A 16,352-nucleotide genomic window follows, 5' to 3' on the forward strand; every position below is an offset into this window, starting at 1 on the left:
GAAACAATAACAAAGTGACAAAGATCAAATCGTTCATTAAAATTTTCAATTAAGAATAAATTACAGACATAAAAAAACCCGCCGAAGCGGGTTTTTACGTTAAGAGCTAAAGAGCAGGATTACGCCTGACCTTTGATCTCTTTACGACCGTTGTACGGAGCTTGTTCACCCAGAGCTTCTTCGATACGAATCAGCTGGTTGTACTTAGCAACGCGGTCAGAACGGCTCATAGAACCGGTTTTGATCTGGCCTGCAGCGGTACCAACAGCCAGGTCAGCGATGGTTGCGTCTTCAGTTTCGCCAGAACGGTGAGAGATGACAGCCGTGTAGCCAGCGTCTTTCGCCATTTTGATCGCAGCCAGAGTTTCGGTCAGAGAACCGATCTGGTTGAATTTGATCAGGATGGAGTTAACGATGCCTTTGTCGATGCCTTCTTTCAGGATCTTGGTGTTGGTTACGAACAGATCGTCACCAACCAGCTGGATTTTGTCGCCCAGTACTTTAGTCTGGTATGCGAAACCGTCCCAGTCAGACTCGTCCAGACCATCTTCGATGGACACGATCGGGTACTGTTTGGTCAGTTCTTCCAGGAAGTGAGTGAATTCTTCGGAGGTGAATGCTTTGTTGCCTTCGCCAGCCAGAACGTATTTACCGTCTTTGTAGAATTCAGATGCTGCACAGTCCATCGCCAGAGTGATGTCTTTGCCCAGCTCGTAGCCTGCTGCTTTAACCGCTTCAGCAATAACAGCCAGAGCTTCTGCGTTGGAACCCAGGTTCGGCGCGTAGCCACCTTCGTCACCAACTGCAGTGTTCATGCCTTTGGCTTTCAGAACTTTAGCCAGGTTGTGGAACACTTCAGAACCCATACGTACGGCTTCTTTCAGGGATTTAGCGCCAACCGGCTGAATCATAAATTCCTGGATGTCGACGTTGTTGTCAGCGTGCTCACCACCGTTGATGATGTTCATCATCGGAACCGGCATAGAGAATTTGCCCGGAGTACCGTTCAGTTCTGCGATGTGTGCATACAGCGGCAGGCCTTTAGCAGCAGCTGCTGCTTTGGCGTTCGCCAGGGACACAGCCAGAATGGCGTTTGCACCGAAGTTGGATTTGTTTTCAGTACCGTCCAGATCGATCATGATCTTGTCGATGCCAGCCTGATCTTTAGCATCTTTACCCAGCAGAGCCTGAGCAATTGGGCCGTTTACCGCGCCAACCGCTTTCAGTACGCCTTTACCCATGAAACGGGATTTGTCGCCATCGCGCAGTTCCAGTGCTTCGCGGGAACCAGTAGAAGCACCTGACGGCGCTGCTGCCATACCAACGAAACCACCTTCCAGGTGTACTTCGGCTTCAACAGTCGGGTTACCACGGGAGTCGATGATTTCACGACCGATGATTTTAACGATTTTGGACATTAGGTTTTCCTCAGTACAAGTTAAACTAAAACTCCAGACAAACAATGCACCCGGATGGGTGCATTGCCGTTCTAACTTTTTACTTCTTACTTCGCCTGACGCTTCTGATGTTCACTGGCGGCTTTCACAAAGCCGGCAAACAGCGGGTGCCCATCACGTGGCGTGGAAGTAAATTCCGGGTGGAACTGACAGGCCACGAACCACGGATGATTCGGTACCTCAATGATCTCGACCAACTGATCATCACCGGAGCGGCCTGCAACACGCAGACCCGCAGCTTCAATTTGTTTCAACAGCATATTGTTGACTTCGTAGCGGTGGCGATGGCGTTCAACAATTGTCGGCGTGCCGTACAGCTTACGCACCAGACTCTCGTCGTCCAGCTGACACTGCTGCGCACCAAGGCGCATCGTGCCGCCCAGATCGCTCTTCTCGGTACGGACTTCGACGTTGCCGTCTTCATCACGCCATTCGGTAATCAGGGCCACCACCGGGTACTTACAGTCTGGCACAAATTCCGTGGAGTTGGCGTTGTCCATACCCACGACGTTACGAGCAAACTCAATCAACGCTACCTGCATACCCAGGCAAATGCCCAGATAAGGAATATTGTTCTCACGCGCAAAGCGTGCCGTCGCGATTTTACCTTCAACACCACGGTAGCCGAAGCCGCCTGGGATCAGGATAGCGTCGAGGCCTTTCAGGATCTCAACACCGCGCGTTTCAACATCCTGCGAATCGATCAGCTTGATGTTGACGGTGACACGATTCTTCAGACCACCGTGCTTCAGCGCTTCGATAACTGACTTATAGGCATCCGGCAGCTCAATGTACTTGCCAACCATACCGATAGTCACTTCGCCTGCCGGATTGGCTTCTTCGTAGATAACCTGTTCCCATTCTGACAGATTTGCTTCCGGACAGTTCAAGCTGAATCGTTTACAAATATAATCGTCCAGCCCCTGAGATTTCAACAGGCCTGGAATTTTATAGATAGAATCGACATCTTTCAGAGAAATCACCGCTTTTTCCGGGACGTTACAGAACAATGCAATTTTTGCACGTTCATTAGCCGGAACAGCACGATCGGAGCGGCAAATCAGAATATCAGGCTGAATACCGATAGAAAGCAGCTCTTTTACAGAGTGCTGAGTCGGTTTAGTTTTGACTTCACCTGCCGCTGCCATGTAGGGAACCAGCGTCAGATGCATAAACAGCGTATGTTCGCGGCCAATTTCCACGGCCATCTGGCGAATCGCTTCAAGGAACGGCAGAGATTCGATATCCCCAACGGTTCCGCCGATTTCGACCAGAACAACATCATGACCTTCACCGCCTTCCAGAACGCGTTCTTTGATCGCATTCGTGATGTGCGGGATAACCTGAACGGTTGCGCCCAGATAGTCGCCACGACGTTCTTTACGCAGAACGTCAGAGTAAATACGACCGGTGGTGAAGTTGTTGCGGCGGCTCATTTTGGTGCGGATGAAACGCTCGTAGTGACCCAGGTCCAGATCGGTTTCAGCGCCGTCTTCGGTAACGAACACTTCCCCGTGTTGGATTGGGCTCATAGTACCTGGATCGACGTTGATGTACGGATCCAGTTTCATCATGGTTACATTGAGGCCACGGGCTTCAAGAATGGCTGCCAGGGAGGCTGCGGCAATGCCTTTTCCCAGAGAGGATACGACCCCGCCGGTCACAAAAATATAGTTCGTTGTCATGCTGGACCTGAGAAGTTAGGGTGAAACGATGGAATTACCAAGACGGGAAAGTAGTATACCCGAACATGGCGAGCGCCACAAACTTTCATTATTCCTCCTCTTCACCAGGCTCACATTAACATCGGGAGTGAGAAAATAGCCCCTTTGGGGTAAATGTTTTTGACGTAAATCAATCGCTTGTTATTTAAAAAATCACACAAATCGCCCTTGACCGACGAAACCCCTTAGAGATCAATTTCCTGGCGTTTTACCTGTTGCCAGACTTCTTCCATAGTTTCCAGATCAACACCAGTCATTTCCAGACCGCGTTCAGCAACAATCCGTTCAACTTCACGAAAACGTCGCTCAAATTTTTCGTTCGCTTTCTGTAATGCGGTCTCGGCTTTTGTGCCTAAATGGCGGGCCATATTGACCGTGGCAAACAGCAGGTCGCCCATTTCCTCCTCCAGTTTAGCCTGGTCGACGACGGCCTGCTTCGCTTCGAACATGACTTCATCGATCTCTTCATAAACCTTGTCGACCACCGGTCCTAACGTCTTCCAGTCAAAACCAACATTTGAGCAGCGTTTCTGGATTTTTTGAGCGCGCATCAGCGCCGGTAAACTACGGGGAATATCGTCCAATGCGGAATGTTGGGCTTTCTGCGCACGTTCTTCGCTTTTAATTTGCTCCCAACGGGTTAACACCTCAGTGCTGTTGCTGGCGGAAACATCGGCAAAAACATGCGGATGACGGCGTTCAAGTTTATCGCTGATGGCCGCACAAATATCATCAAAATTAAAGCGCCCTTCTTCCTGTGCCATCTGCGCGTAAAACACCACCTGGAACAGTAAATCCCCCAACTCTCCGCGCAGATCGTCGAAGTCTTCACGCGCAATGGCATCGAGCACTTCATAGGTTTCTTCGAGGGTATAGGGGGCGATGGTGGCGAAAGTCTGCTCTTTATCCCACGGACAGCCGTTTTCCGGGTCGCGCAGGCGCTGCATAATACCGAGCAGTCGGTCGATTTGATTCATTACAAGATCCTGAAAACGTAGGCCCGATAAGCAAAACGCCATCGGGCATGGTGATATTGCCGGATGGCGGCACGCCTTACCCGGCCTACAAATGATTAATTACCGTGCAGACGACGTGCGTCGATCACATCCGGCACCTGATTGAGCTTGCCAAGTACGCGCCCGAGCACCTGCAGGTTATAGATTTCGATGGTCATGTCGATGGTGGCAAGCTGCTGTTTGGTATCGCTACGACTGGCAACCCCCAGCACGTTCACCTTCTCATTGGCGAGGATGGTGGTGATATCGCGCAATAAACCGCTACGATCGTTCGCCTGGACGCGGACCACCAGCGAATACCCCGCCGAGTAGCTTTCGCCCCAAACCGCATCGACGATACGCTCCGGCGCATGAGAACGCAGTTCTACCAGCTGTTCGCAATCCGCCCGGTGCACGGATATACCGCGCCCCTGAGTGATGAACCCCACAATCTCATCGCCAGGAATCGGCTGGCAGCAGCGTGCGATGTGGTGCATCAGGTTACCTACCCCTTCAACCACCACGCGACCATCATCTTTACGGCGGTTTTGTGGCGCATGCGTTTTCTGCTGCAACTGCTTCAGCGCGGCGGCATCCTGCTCGGCGGCGCTCGGCTTGTTAAACTGCGATTGCAGGAAGTTCACCATCTGGTTAAGACGGATATCCCCACCGCCAATCGCCGCCAGCAGCTCTTCCAGCTCGTTAAAGTTGTAGCGCGGCAGCAGATGCTTTTCGGCTTCTTTCAGACTAATGCCTAAGTGCGCCAGTTCATCATCAAGGATTTGTCTGCCCGCGAGGATATTCTTGTCGCGATCCTGCTTGCGGAACCAGGCATGGATCTTGGAGCGCCCACGGCTGGTGGTCACGTACCCGAGGTTAGGGTTCAGCCAATCGCGACTTGGGTTTGGCTGCTTCTGGGTGATGATTTCAATTTGATCGCCCATCTGCAACTGGTAGGTAAACGGCACAATACGCCCACCAATTTTGGCACCAATACAGCGATGACCGACATCACTATGGATATGGTAAGCAAAATCAAGCGGCGTCGAGCCCGCCGGTAAGTCCACCACATCGCCTTTTGGCGTAAAGACGTAAACTCTGTCATCAAAGACCTGGCTACGCACTTCATCGAGCATCTCACCGGAGTCTGCCATCTCTTCCTGCCAGGCGATCAGCTTACGCAGCCAGGCAATTCGGTCTTCATGACCCGAACGCGCTGCACCTGAAGCGGTACCTTCTTTGTACTTCCAGTGCGCCGCGACACCCAGTTCGGCATCCTCGTGCATCTGTTTAGTGCGGATCTGGATTTCGATGGTTTTACCACCCGGCCCCAACACAACCGTATGGATTGATTGATAACCGTTGGGTTTGGGATTCGCGACGTAATCATCGAACTCGTCCGGCAGATGCCGATAGTGAGTATGTACTATCCCCAGTGCGGCATAGCAATCCTGTAACCGCTCGGCGACGATGCGCACGGCGCGCACATCGAACAGTTCATCAAAAGCCAGCTGCTTTTTCTGCATTTTGCGCCAGATGCTGTAGATGTGTTTCGGACGACCGTACACCTCGGCCTTCACGCCTTCGATTTTCATCTCTGAACGCAGGTGACCGACGAACTCATCAATGTAGTGTTCTCTGTCGATACGGCGTTCGTGCAACAGCTTGGCGATTCTCTTGTATTCGTCCGGATGCAGGTAGCGGAAGCAGTAATCTTCCAGCTCCCATTTTAACTGCCCGATACCTAATCGATTGGCCAGCGGCGCATAGATATTGGTGCACTCTTTTGCCGCCAGTACACGTTCGTCTTCTGGTGCGTCCTTGACTTCGCGCAGGTGCGCGATACGCTCCGCCAATTTAATGACCACACAGCGGAAGTCGTCGACCATGGCCAGCAGCATGCGGCGGACGTTATCAACCTGTTCGGAAGAGACCGAATCGGTATGCGTGGCTTTCAGCTGACGTATCGCCGCCATATCACGCACGCCATGGATAAGATTGACGATTGACTTCCCCGCGTTCTCGCTCAGGATGTCTTCGCTGACCACGTTGGCATCCGCCAGAGGGAAAAGCATAGCGGCCCGCAGCGTGTCCATATCCATACTCAGCATAGAGAGAATTTCTACCATCTCCACACCGCGCCACAACAGCAACTCCGCATCCGGATGCCCCTGTGTCTGCTGCAGGCAATACGCCCAGGTTTCGGCTAAGCGTTCACACGACTGCTGGCTGGTGATCCCCAGACTGGCGATCCATTTTTTGGGATCAAACTCACCAGCTTTATTAATATGTGCACTTCTTACCGCAACCATCGTCCTCTCCTTAAGGGGCCTGGCCTGTCGAAGTCGACAAGCCGTACCCATTGGGTTTCAGGCTACTGCGCGCCGAAATCCAGTGGGTATAAGATTCATTACCTATGCTCAAACAGGACCATTGACTCCAGGTGTCCGGTGTGCGGGAACATATCGAGCATCGCCAGTCGCTGAATGGTGTATCCCGCGTTGAGTAACGCTTCGCTGTCACGAGCCAGCGTAGCAGGATTACAGGATACATAAACAACGCGACCCGGTTTTAATTTTATAATATGTTGCATCACGCCTGCAGCACCTGCACGCGCGGGATCGAGTAAAACTTTGTCAAATCCGTTCTTTGCCCACGGCTGCCGGGTGACATCCTCCTCAAGATTCTCATGAAAGAATGTCACATTGTGTAATCCGTTATTCAGGGCGTTCTCGCGGGCTTTATCCACCAGCGCAGGCACGCCTTCAACGCCCACCACGCTTGCCGCACGGGTTGCTAGCGGCAGCGTGAAGTTACCCATGCCGCAAAACAGATCGAGCACCCGATCTTCAGGTTGTACATCCAGCCATTCCAGCGCTCGGGCAACCATCTGTTGATTTACCCCAGCATTCACCTGGATAAAATCACGCGGGCTGAAGGTTAAACGTAGCCCATTTGAGTCATACCAGGGTGATTCTCCTGAAACGCGTTCCAGTATCTCGCTTTGCGGGGCCAGAAACAAAGACAGTCCCTGAGAATGCGAAAAGCATTCCAGTTTTTCTTTATCAGCAGTATTTAGCGGCGACGTATGGCGCAAAATCATCACCGTACCGTTGCCAGCCTGCACTAATTCAACATGGCCAAGATGGCGTAACCCTTGCAGACTTTCCAGGCATGCCCTGATATCGGGCAGCAGCGCCTCAAGTTGGGGCACCAAAACGGGGCACTGCTTCACGTCGATAATGTCACTGGAGCCAGATTTACGAAACCCCATCTGCAACTGCTTTTCTTTCGCCCGATAGTTCAGGCTTAAACGCGCACGACGGCGATAGCCCCATGGCGTGTCGGCAATAACCTCTGACACTTCACATTTCATTAAGCGTGACAGCGCCGCGCTTTTGCTATGTTGCTGTAAAGAAATGCTGGCATGCTGCTGCTGGCAGCCACCACATACGCCAAAGTGTGGGCAACGCGGCACTTCACGGTCTGGGCTGTCGTTTAAACGACGTTTGACTTGCGCGCGGGCGAACTGTTTTTTATCTTCGGTGATTGCCACCTCAGCGCTTTCCTGGGGCAGTAATTCCGGTATAAACAGGGTCTTCCCGTTATGGCGAGCGACGCCCTGACCAAAAGGATCGAGGTCATTGACGGTAACGGTTATGATCTGACGCGTCGTCACGCGTCGTTTTGCAGAGTAGAATTGCGCCATCGACGAGAGTTTTCTCTATTTAACAGTGTGACCCTAATTGTCCCATAACGGAACTCCATGACCAACTACAGCCTGCGCGCTCGCATGATGATTCTGATCCTGGCACCGACCGTCCTGATAGGTTTGCTGCTCAGTATCTTTTTTGTTGTGCATCGCTATAACGACTTGCAGCGTCAACTGGAAGATGCTGGTGCCAGCATCATTGAGCCACTCGCAGTCTCCAGCGAATATGGCATGAACCTACAAAATCGGGAGTCTATCGGCCAGCTTATTAGCGTGCTGCACCGTCGCCATTCCGAAATTGTGCGGGCGATTTCGGTCTATGATGAAAATAATCGGCTGTTCGTCACGTCAAATTTCCATCTCGATCCATCAGAAATGCAGCTGCCTGCCGGTGCGCCGTTTCCCCGAAAACTGAGCGTCATCCGCCAGGGGGATATCATGATCCTGCGCACCCCAATTATATCGGAAAGTTATTCTCCGGATGAGTCTGCGGTCAGCGACGCGAAAAACACAAAAAATATGCTGGGGTACGTGGCGCTTGAGTTAGATCTTAAATCGGTGCGGCTACAGCAGTACAAAGAAATCTTTATTTCAACCGTGATGATGCTGTTTTGCATCGGTATTGCGTTAATTTTTGGCTGGCGTCTGATGCGCGACGTGACCGGCCCTATCCGCAACATGGTGAATACCGTTGACCGGATACGACGAGGGCAGCTCGACAGTCGAGTAGAAGGCTTCATGCTGGGCGAGCTGGATATGCTGAAAAACGGCATCAACTCGATGGCGATGTCGCTGGCGGCATACCATGAAGAGATGCAGCACAATATCGATCAGGCCACGTCTGACCTACGCGAAACGCTGGAGCAGATGGAGATCCAGAACGTTGAGCTGGATCTGGCGAAGAAACGCGCCCAGGAAGCGGCGCGTATCAAATCCGAGTTTCTGGCAAACATGTCGCATGAGCTGCGTACGCCGCTCAATGGCGTGATTGGCTTTACCCGCCTGACGCTAAAAACCGAGTTGAACACCACCCAGCGCGATCACCTGAATACCATTGAACGCTCCGCCAACAATTTGCTGGCCATCATCAACGACGTGCTCGACTTCTCCAAACTGGAAGCAGGCAAGTTGATTCTGGAAAGTATCCCGTTCCCGCTACGCAGCACGCTGGACGATGTGGTGACGCTGTTGGCGCACTCCTCCCATGATAAAGGGCTTGAGCTAACGCTCAATATCAAGAACGACGTGCCAGACAATGTGATTGGCGATCCACTGCGTTTGCAGCAGGTCATCACCAATCTGGTCGGCAATGCCATCAAATTTACCGAGAGCGGCAATATCGATATTCTGGTGGAGAAACGCGCCCTCAGTAACACCAAAGTGCAGATTGAAGTGCAAATCCGCGATACCGGTATCGGCATTCCGGAACGCGATCAGTCGCGCCTGTTCCAGGCCTTCCGCCAGGCGGATGCAAGTATTTCGCGACGCCACGGCGGCACCGGGCTGGGCCTGGTGATTACGCAAAAACTGGTCAACGAAATGGGTGGGGATATCTCCTTCCACAGTCAGCCCAATCGTGGATCAACCTTCTGGTTCCACATCAGCCTTGACCTCAATCCTAACGTACTCAGTGAACGCTCACCTACCCGCTGTCTGGCCGGCAAACGACTGGCCTACGTAGAACCCAACGCCAATGCGGCACAATGTACGCTGGATATCCTGAGCGAAACGCCGCTGGAGGTGATTTATAGCCCGTCATTCTCCGCGTTGCCGGCTGAACACTACGATATTCTGCTGCTTGGCGTACCGGTGACGCTGCGCGAACCGCTCACCATGCAACATGAACGGCTGGCAAGCGCCCGGGCAATGACCGACTTCTTGTTACTGGCGCTGCCTTGCCATGCGCAAATTAACGCTGAGAAATTAAAACAAGGCGGCGCTGCGGCGTGTCTGTTAAAACCGCTCACGTCAACCCGCCTGCTGCCTGCCCTGACGGAGTATTGTCATCTGAACCAAAGCAACGAGCCGTTGCTGGTCGACGAGAGCAAAATTGCGATGACCGTCATGGCGGTAGATGACAACCCGGCGAATCTCAAACTGATCGGCGCATTACTGGAGGATATGGTACGCCACGTCGAACTTTGCGACAGCGGGCATCAGGCGGTGGATCGCGCCAAACAGATGCAGTTTGATCTGATTTTGATGGATATTCAGATGCCGGATATGGACGGTATTCGCGCCTGTGAACTGATCCATCAACTCCCTCATCAACAGCAGACGCCGGTGATTGCGGTTACCGCACACGCCATGGCCGGGCAAAAAGAGAAACTCCTCAGCGCCGGGATGACTGACTATCTGGCAAAACCGATTGAAGAAGAGAAGCTGCACAATCTGCTGCTGCGCTACAAACCTGGTACTGGTACAGCCATCCGGGCTATTGCCACAGAGCCTCTTGAGCCGGTGGTCAACCCGAACACGACGCTCGACTGGCAACTGGCGTTGCGGCAAGCCGCCGGAAAAAATAATCTGGCGCGCGATATGCTGCAAATGCTGATCGATTTTCTGCCGGAGGTGCGTAATAAAATCGAGGAACAGCTGGTCGGTGAAAACCCGGAAGGGCTGGTCGATTTGATCCACAAACTGCACGGCAGCTGCGGCTACAGCGGCGTTCCACGCATGAAGAACCTGTGCCAGCTCATCGAACAACAACTGCGCAGTGGAACCCAGGAAGAAGATCTAGAGCCTGAGTTTTTAGAGCTGCTTGATGAGATGGACAACGTGGCACGCGAAGCGAAACGGATATTGGGGTGATGTTCGCCGGATGCGGCGTAAACGCCTCATCCGGCCTACAACTCAGCGTAACTGCAGCCCTGCATTGAGGGTTGCAGCCACGTTGCGTGCCGTCATGCGGACATTTTCTTTCGCATTCTTCAGCGCATCTTCCAGCGTACAGATGGTATAAATCACGCTAAAAACAGCATCAATACCATGGTCATGCACAATGCCCACATCCGGGGTCAGGCTGCCGGCAATACCGATAACCGGTTTGTTATAACGCTTCGCAACGTTCGCTACACCAACGGGGACTTTGCCATGTATGGTCTGGCTGTCGATACGCCCTTCACCGGTCACCACTAAATCGGCATCTGCGACCCAGGCATCAAGATGTAACGCATCGGTCACGATCTCAATACCGCTACGCAACTGCGCGCCGCAAAATGCATACAGTGCCGCGCCCATGCCCCCGGCGGCACCGCCGCCAGCCAGTTCCAGAACGTTAACGTCCAGATCGCGGGAGATCAGCTGAGCATAATGGGTTAACGCTCGATCCAAACGGGCAACCACTTCTGGCGTGGCCCCTTTTTGCGGGCCGAATACCGCCGACGCGCCCTCTTTACCGGTAAGCCGGTTCGTCACGTCGCAGGCTACTTCGATTTGACACGCGGCAAGGCGCTCATCTAACTGCGAGATATCAATCCTGGCAAGCGCTTCCAGCCCCGCACCACCATGGGCAATATCGTTATTCTGCGCATCCAGTAATCTTGCACCCAGTGCCTGCACCATCCCCGCGCCGCCATCGTTGGTTGCGCTACCGCCAATGCCAATGACGATATGCTCTACGCCCGCGTCCAGCGCGTGACGTATCAGCTCTCCAGTTCCCCTGGAGGTGGTTTTTAGCGGGTCACGTGAATCCACGGGTACCAGCGCCAGCCCGCTGGCTGCAGCCATCTCAATAAATGCCGAGCGCGCATCTCCCGATAAACCATAAAATGCCTGAACACTGCTCCCCAGAGGGCCTGTAACATCAACATGAACAAGGCGTCCTGCGGTTGCGGCAACCATCGCTTCAACCGTTCCCTCGCCGCCATCGGCAACCGGGATCTTGACGTAATCCGCATCAGGCCAGATCTCACGAAAACCCTGCTCAATCGCAGTTGCTACCTCAAGCGCACTCAGACTCTCTTTGTAAGAGTCCGGAGCAATGACTATTTTCATAAGCCGTCCTTATGCATGTTGATTCTGTTAATCATACACCTGAAGAAGTGCCGGTTCCTGTCAGAACCGGCATAACGCTTAGCGAACCATGCACGGGCGCTTGTTATCAAACGTCCAGTTCGGGATCAGGTATTGCATTCCCATGGCATCATCACGCGCACCCAAGCCGTGTTGCTGATACAGTTCGTGGGCTTTCATTACCTGATCCATATCGATCTCTACACCCAGACCCGGTTTTGCCGGAACCTGTACCATGCCGCCTTTGATTTCAAACGGCTCCTTGGTCAGGCGCTGATTGCCTTCCTGCCAGATCCAGTGGGTATCGATGGCGGTGACCTTGCCCGGTGCCGCTGCCGCCACATGAGTGAACATCGCCAGCGAGATATCAAAGTGGTTGTTGGAGTGTGAGCCCCAGGTCAGACCGAACTCATGGCACATCTGCGCCACACGCACCGAACCCTGCATGGTCCAGAAATGCGGGTCCGCCAGCGGGATATCAACGGATTGCAGCGACAGCGTATGTCCCATCTGACGCCAGTCAGTAGCAATCATGTTGGTGGCCGTCGGCAGCCCGGTCGCGCGACGGAATTCCGCCATCACTTCACGCCCGGAGAAGCCCTGTTCGGCACCGCACGGATCTTCTGCATAGGCCAGAGAGCCTTTCAGATATTTACCGATGCTAATGGCTTCATTGAGCGACCACGCACCGTTAGGATCCAGCGTCACTCGTGCCTGTGGGAAGCGTTTCGCCAGCGCCACAATCGATTCCGCCTCTTCTTCCCCTGCCAGCACACCGCCTTTCAGTTTAAAGTCGTTGAAACCATATTTCTCATACGCTGCCTCCGCAAGACGCACCACCGCATCCGGGGTCATTGCTTCTTCATGACGCAGGCGATACCAGTCACATTTTTCATCTGGCTGGCTCTGATACGGCAGCGGCGTCGCTTTACGGTTGCCGACGAAGAACAAATAGCCGAGCATTTCGACTTCGCTACGTTGCTGTCCATCACCCAGCAGAGACGCGACGTTGACGCCCAGATGCTGGCCCAGCAGATCAAGCATTGCCGCTTCAATACCGGTAACCACATGAATAGTGGTACGCAGATCGAAGGTCTGCAAACCGCGCCCGCCGGCATCGCGATCGGCAAACTGGTTACGTACCGCGTTCAGCACGTTTTTATATTCGCCGAGCGTTTTACCCACTACCAGCGGAATCGCATCTTCCAGGGTCTGGCGGATTTTCTCGCCGCCAGGGATTTCGCCGACACCAGTATGACCAGAGTTATCTTTGATAATCACAATATTACGTGTGAAGAACGGGGCATGTGCGCCGCTCAGGTTCATCAGCATACTGTCGTGGCCCGCAACCGGGATCACCTGCATGGCGGTAACAATGGGGGTCGTAAATTGTGTGCTCATAATAAAGTCCTTATTCAAAATCTAGTGGCGGCCGAAAACGGGGCGTTTACGGTCGAAGGTCCATCCAGGGATCAGGTACTGCATCGGACCCGCATCATTACGCGCGCCGCCGGGCAGTCTCTTGTAGGCTTCATGGGCCTTGTTAACCTGTTCCCAGTCCAGCTCCACGCCCAGCCCAGGGGCGTCCGGAACCGCAATTTTTCCGTGCTTAATCTCCAGCGGATTTTTGGTCAGGCGGCAGTCGCCCTCCTGCCAGATCCAGTGGGTATCAATCGCCGTCGGCTTGCCGGGCGCAGCAGCGCCCACATGGGTAAACATCGCCAGCGAAATATCGAAGTGGTTGTTCGAGTGACAGCCCCAGGTCAGCCCCCAGTCGTCGCACAACTGTGCCACGCGCACCGCACCAGAAAGCGTCCAGAAGTGCGGATCGGCCAGCGGAATATCGACGGAGTTCAGCATCACCGCGTGGCCCATTTCGCGCCAGTTAGTGGCGATCATGTTGGTCGCCACAGGTAGACCAGTCGCGCGGCGGAATTCTGCCATCACTTCGCGACCCGAGAACCCTTGTTCCGCACCGCACGGATCTTCAGCGTAGGTCAGCACATCGTTCAGCCCTTTGCACAATGAGATAGCTTCATCCAGCAGCCAGGCGCCGTTAGGGTCGACCGTAATACGTGCATCCGGGAAACGTTTTTTCAGCGCACGGGCGGTCTCAATTTCCTGCTCACCGGGTAGCACGCCGCCCTTGAGTTTGAAATCTTTAAAACCGTAGCGGTCCTGAGAGGCCTCCGCCAGGCGCACAACCGCCTCGCTGTTCATCGCTTGCTGATGACGCAGGTGATACCAGTCATGGTTGCCCGGCGTCGTCTCCAGATACGGCAAATCTGTCTTCGTGCGATCGCCTACGTAGAACAGATAGCCCAGCACGGTTACCGCATCGCGCTGCTTGCCCGGCCCTAACAGTTCACAGACCGGCACGTTGAGCGCTTTGCCCAGCAGGTCGAGCAGCGCTGCTTCCAGCGCAGCTACCGCATTAACCCGCAGCTCAAAGGTCCAGGCGCCTTTACCGAAGGTGTCAAAGTCAGCGGCCTGGTTGCCTTTATGCACCTGCTGCACCACTTTGTTCAGACGGGCGACTTCCTGGCCTAATACCATCGGGATGGCGTCAAGGAGCGTCTGATAAATCACTTCACCGCCCGGCGCTTCACCGACGCCGGTATTCCCGGCGTTGTCGGTCAGTACCACGATATTGCGGGTAAAATACGCGTTATGCGCACCGCCGATGTTGAGCAGCATGCTGTCATGACCGGCTACCGGAATAACCTTCATGTCGGTGATAACGGGACTCGATTGTGTTGTCATCGTCATTGCCCTGCCACAGGTTTCAGTTCGATACGCTTAATATCGCCCACCAGCACCAGATAGCTCAGCACCGCAATCAGCGCATGCACCCCAACGTAAATCAACGCACCGTTAAACGAACCGGTGGTGCCCACGATGTAGCCAATCGCAATCGGCGTGACGATACCGGAAATATTGCCGAACATGTTGAACAGACCGCCGCTCAGGCCGCTGATCTCTTTCGGCGCAGTATCTGCCATCACTGCCCAGCCGAGCGCACCGATGCCTTTCCCGAAGAAGGCCAGCGCCATAAAGCCAATAATCATCCATTCAACGTCGACGTAGTTACAGAACACCATCACCATCGACAACAGCATACCCATCACGATCGGCGTTTTACGCGCAATATTCAGCGATCCGGTACGACGCATCAGCCAGTCGGAAATAATCCCGCCGAGCACGCCGCCCACAAAGCCGCAGATAGCCGGAACCGACGCCACAAAACCGGCCTTCAGAATCGACATGCCGCGCGCCTGCACCAGGTAAACTGGAAACCAGGTGATAAAGAAGTAGGTCAGCGCGTTAATGCAATACTGGCCGATGTAGATCCCCACCATCATGCGAGAACCAATCAACTGCTTAATTTGTCCCCACTTCACGCTGAACGGGACTTTCGTTTTCGCTGCCGCCTGATCCATGTTGATCAGCGCGCCACCAGCGGCGATGTAATCCAGCTCTTTTTGGTTCACGCCCGGGTGCTGGTTAGGTTCGTGAATTACTTTCAGCCAGACGAAGCTGATAACGATCCCGAGGCCGCCCATAAAGAAGAACACGTGCGACCAGCCCACTTCGTGAGTCAGCCAACCCATGATCGGCGCGAAGATAACGGTGGCAAAGTACTGTGCGGAGTTAAAAATCGACACCGCCGTGCCCCTCTCCTGCGCCGGGAACCACGCCGCCACAATGCGACTATTGCCGGGGAAGGAAGGCGCTTCGGCTAAACCGACAAGGAATCGCAACGTAAACAGCGCGATGATAATGCCAAAGCCGCTGAAGATATCGACGAAGCCTTGCAGCAGGGTAAACAGGGACCAAATAAAGATGGACCAGAAGTAGACACGTTTAGAACCAAAGCGGTCGAGCAACCAGCCGCCGGGGATCTGGCCGATAACATAGGCCCATGAGAATGCAGAGAAAACGTAACCCATACCGACAGCATCGAGGCCAATATCTTTGGCCATCTCCGAACCGGCAATGGATAAGGTGGCGCGGTCGCCATAGTTGAAGGATGTGACGATAAACAGCATCACCACTATCCAGTAGCGAGCATTAGTGCGCTTTTCCGCGCCGCTCGCCGCCTGACTTAATGAACTCATTGTTGCACTCCTGAATTTTCGCGTTTTTATTCGCTCACTCTGAATTGCAAAACCGGTAGGGGTCAGAGGTAACGTTTGGTGTATAGGCAGCTTTTTTGGAGGTTGTTCGCCTTGCATGCTGCATTTTCTTATAACTGGCATGAGGAGTATAAAAAGCAGGCAGGAAACACTCACCGTGCAACAACACAGTATTTCGTCCACACACCAAGCCTGTTTGTGGCAAAAGCCCTGGTGACTGGAAGCAACTTCACGGAAATGAAAACCAGAGGGTTGAATAGGGAAATGTCAGGACGGAAAAGAAAGGAGTGTGAAACGGGTCGCTTGATCCTATG

The 16,352-nt window shown here is 53.6% G+C and carries 10 protein-coding genes; 1 reads left to right on the forward strand and 9 read right to left on the reverse strand.

Going from position 1 to position 16,352, the window contains the following annotated elements; translation table 11 throughout:
* Nucleotides 1-119 precede the first annotated feature (119 nt).
* From eno to rlmD, 5 genes are all read right to left on the reverse strand, one after another.
* A complete protein-coding gene (eno, locus tag M2374_RS07670) occupies nucleotides 120-1,418 on the reverse strand; it encodes a phosphopyruvate hydratase (RefSeq protein ID WP_115257599.1) in 1,299 nt (432 codons plus the stop codon).
* An 86-nt stretch (nucleotides 1,419-1,504) separates the two neighbouring features.
* On the reverse strand, nucleotides 1,505-3,142 hold the full coding sequence (gene pyrG / locus M2374_RS07675; RefSeq protein WP_096755904.1) for a glutamine hydrolyzing CTP synthase: 1,638 nt from the start codon (nucleotides 3,140-3,142) through the stop codon (nucleotides 1,505-1,507).
* 224 nt (nucleotides 3,143-3,366) lie between these two features.
* Nucleotides 3,367-4,158 (reverse strand): nucleoside triphosphate pyrophosphohydrolase, encoded by a 792-nt coding sequence (gene mazG / locus M2374_RS07680; protein ID WP_117343141.1) that lies wholly within the window; start codon nucleotides 4,156-4,158, stop codon nucleotides 3,367-3,369.
* Nucleotides 4,159-4,253: 95 nt separating this feature from the next.
* On the reverse strand, nucleotides 4,254-6,488 hold the full coding sequence (relA, locus tag M2374_RS07685) for a GTP diphosphokinase (RefSeq protein WP_115257597.1): 2,235 nt from the start codon (nucleotides 6,486-6,488) through the stop codon (nucleotides 4,254-4,256).
* Nucleotides 6,489-6,586: 98 nt separating this feature from the next.
* Nucleotides 6,587-7,885 (reverse strand): 23S rRNA (uracil(1939)-C(5))-methyltransferase RlmD, encoded by a 1,299-nt coding sequence (gene rlmD, locus M2374_RS07690; protein ID WP_181491022.1) that lies wholly within the window; start codon nucleotides 7,883-7,885, stop codon nucleotides 6,587-6,589.
* Between the two features lie 57 nt (nucleotides 7,886-7,942).
* Between rlmD and barA the strand changes: the two genes are divergently transcribed.
* Complete coding sequence (gene barA, locus M2374_RS07695; RefSeq protein ID WP_181491021.1) at nucleotides 7,943-10,699, forward strand: two-component sensor histidine kinase BarA; 2,757 nt, start codon at nucleotides 7,943-7,945, stop codon at nucleotides 10,697-10,699.
* Nucleotides 10,700-10,741: 42 nt separating this feature from the next.
* Here barA and M2374_RS07700 read toward each other — a convergent pair whose 3' ends face one another.
* From M2374_RS07700 to gudP, 4 genes are all read right to left on the reverse strand, one after another.
* The gene (locus M2374_RS07700) at nucleotides 10,742-11,884 is read right to left on the reverse strand and encodes a glycerate kinase (protein WP_181688791.1); all 1,143 of its coding nucleotides are present in this window, start codon (nucleotides 11,882-11,884) and stop codon (nucleotides 10,742-10,744) included.
* 78 nt (nucleotides 11,885-11,962) lie between these two features.
* A complete protein-coding gene (gene gudD, locus M2374_RS07705) occupies nucleotides 11,963-13,303 on the reverse strand; it encodes a glucarate dehydratase (protein WP_181688790.1) in 1,341 nt (446 codons plus the stop codon).
* 21 nt (nucleotides 13,304-13,324) lie between these two features.
* The gene (locus M2374_RS07710) at nucleotides 13,325-14,665 is read right to left on the reverse strand and encodes an enolase C-terminal domain-like protein (protein WP_146717876.1); all 1,341 of its coding nucleotides are present in this window, start codon (nucleotides 14,663-14,665) and stop codon (nucleotides 13,325-13,327) included.
* 2 nt (nucleotides 14,666-14,667) lie between these two features.
* Complete coding sequence (gudP, locus tag M2374_RS07715) at nucleotides 14,668-16,020, reverse strand: galactarate/glucarate/glycerate transporter GudP (RefSeq protein WP_096755896.1); 1,353 nt, start codon at nucleotides 16,018-16,020, stop codon at nucleotides 14,668-14,670.
* Between the last annotated feature and the right edge of the window lie 332 nt (nucleotides 16,021-16,352).

Source organism: Citrobacter sp. JUb117, assembly GCF_024809055.1.
Classification (GTDB): Bacteria; Pseudomonadota; Gammaproteobacteria; order Enterobacterales; family Enterobacteriaceae; genus Citrobacter; species Citrobacter gillenii.

Excerpts from the sequence above, each read along its gene's own strand:
- eno (WP_115257599.1), bottom strand. The coding sequence starts at position 1,418 with ATGTCCAAAATCGTTAAAATCATCGGTCGTGAAATCATCGACTCCCGT.
- pyrG (WP_096755904.1), bottom strand. The coding sequence starts at position 3,142 with ATGACAACGAACTATATTTTTGTGACCGGCGGGGTCGTATCCTCTCTG.
- mazG (WP_117343141.1), bottom strand. The coding sequence starts at position 4,158 with ATGAATCAAATCGACCGACTGCTCGGTATTATGCAGCGCCTGCGCGAC.
- relA (WP_115257597.1), bottom strand. The coding sequence starts at position 6,488 with ATGGTTGCGGTAAGAAGTGCACATATTAATAAAGCTGGTGAGTTTGAT.
- rlmD (WP_181491022.1), bottom strand. The coding sequence starts at position 7,885 with ATGGCGCAATTCTACTCTGCAAAACGACGCGTGACGACGCGTCAGATC.
- barA (WP_181491021.1), top strand. The coding sequence starts at position 7,943 with ATGACCAACTACAGCCTGCGCGCTCGCATGATGATTCTGATCCTGGCA.
- M2374_RS07700 (WP_181688791.1), bottom strand. The coding sequence starts at position 11,884 with ATGAAAATAGTCATTGCTCCGGACTCTTACAAAGAGAGTCTGAGTGCG.
- gudD (WP_181688790.1), bottom strand. The coding sequence starts at position 13,303 with ATGAGCACACAATTTACGACCCCCATTGTTACCGCCATGCAGGTGATC.
- M2374_RS07710 (WP_146717876.1), bottom strand. The coding sequence starts at position 14,665 with ATGACAACACAATCGAGTCCCGTTATCACCGACATGAAGGTTATTCCG.
- gudP (WP_096755896.1), bottom strand. The coding sequence starts at position 16,020 with ATGAGTTCATTAAGTCAGGCGGCGAGCGGCGCGGAAAAGCGCACTAAT.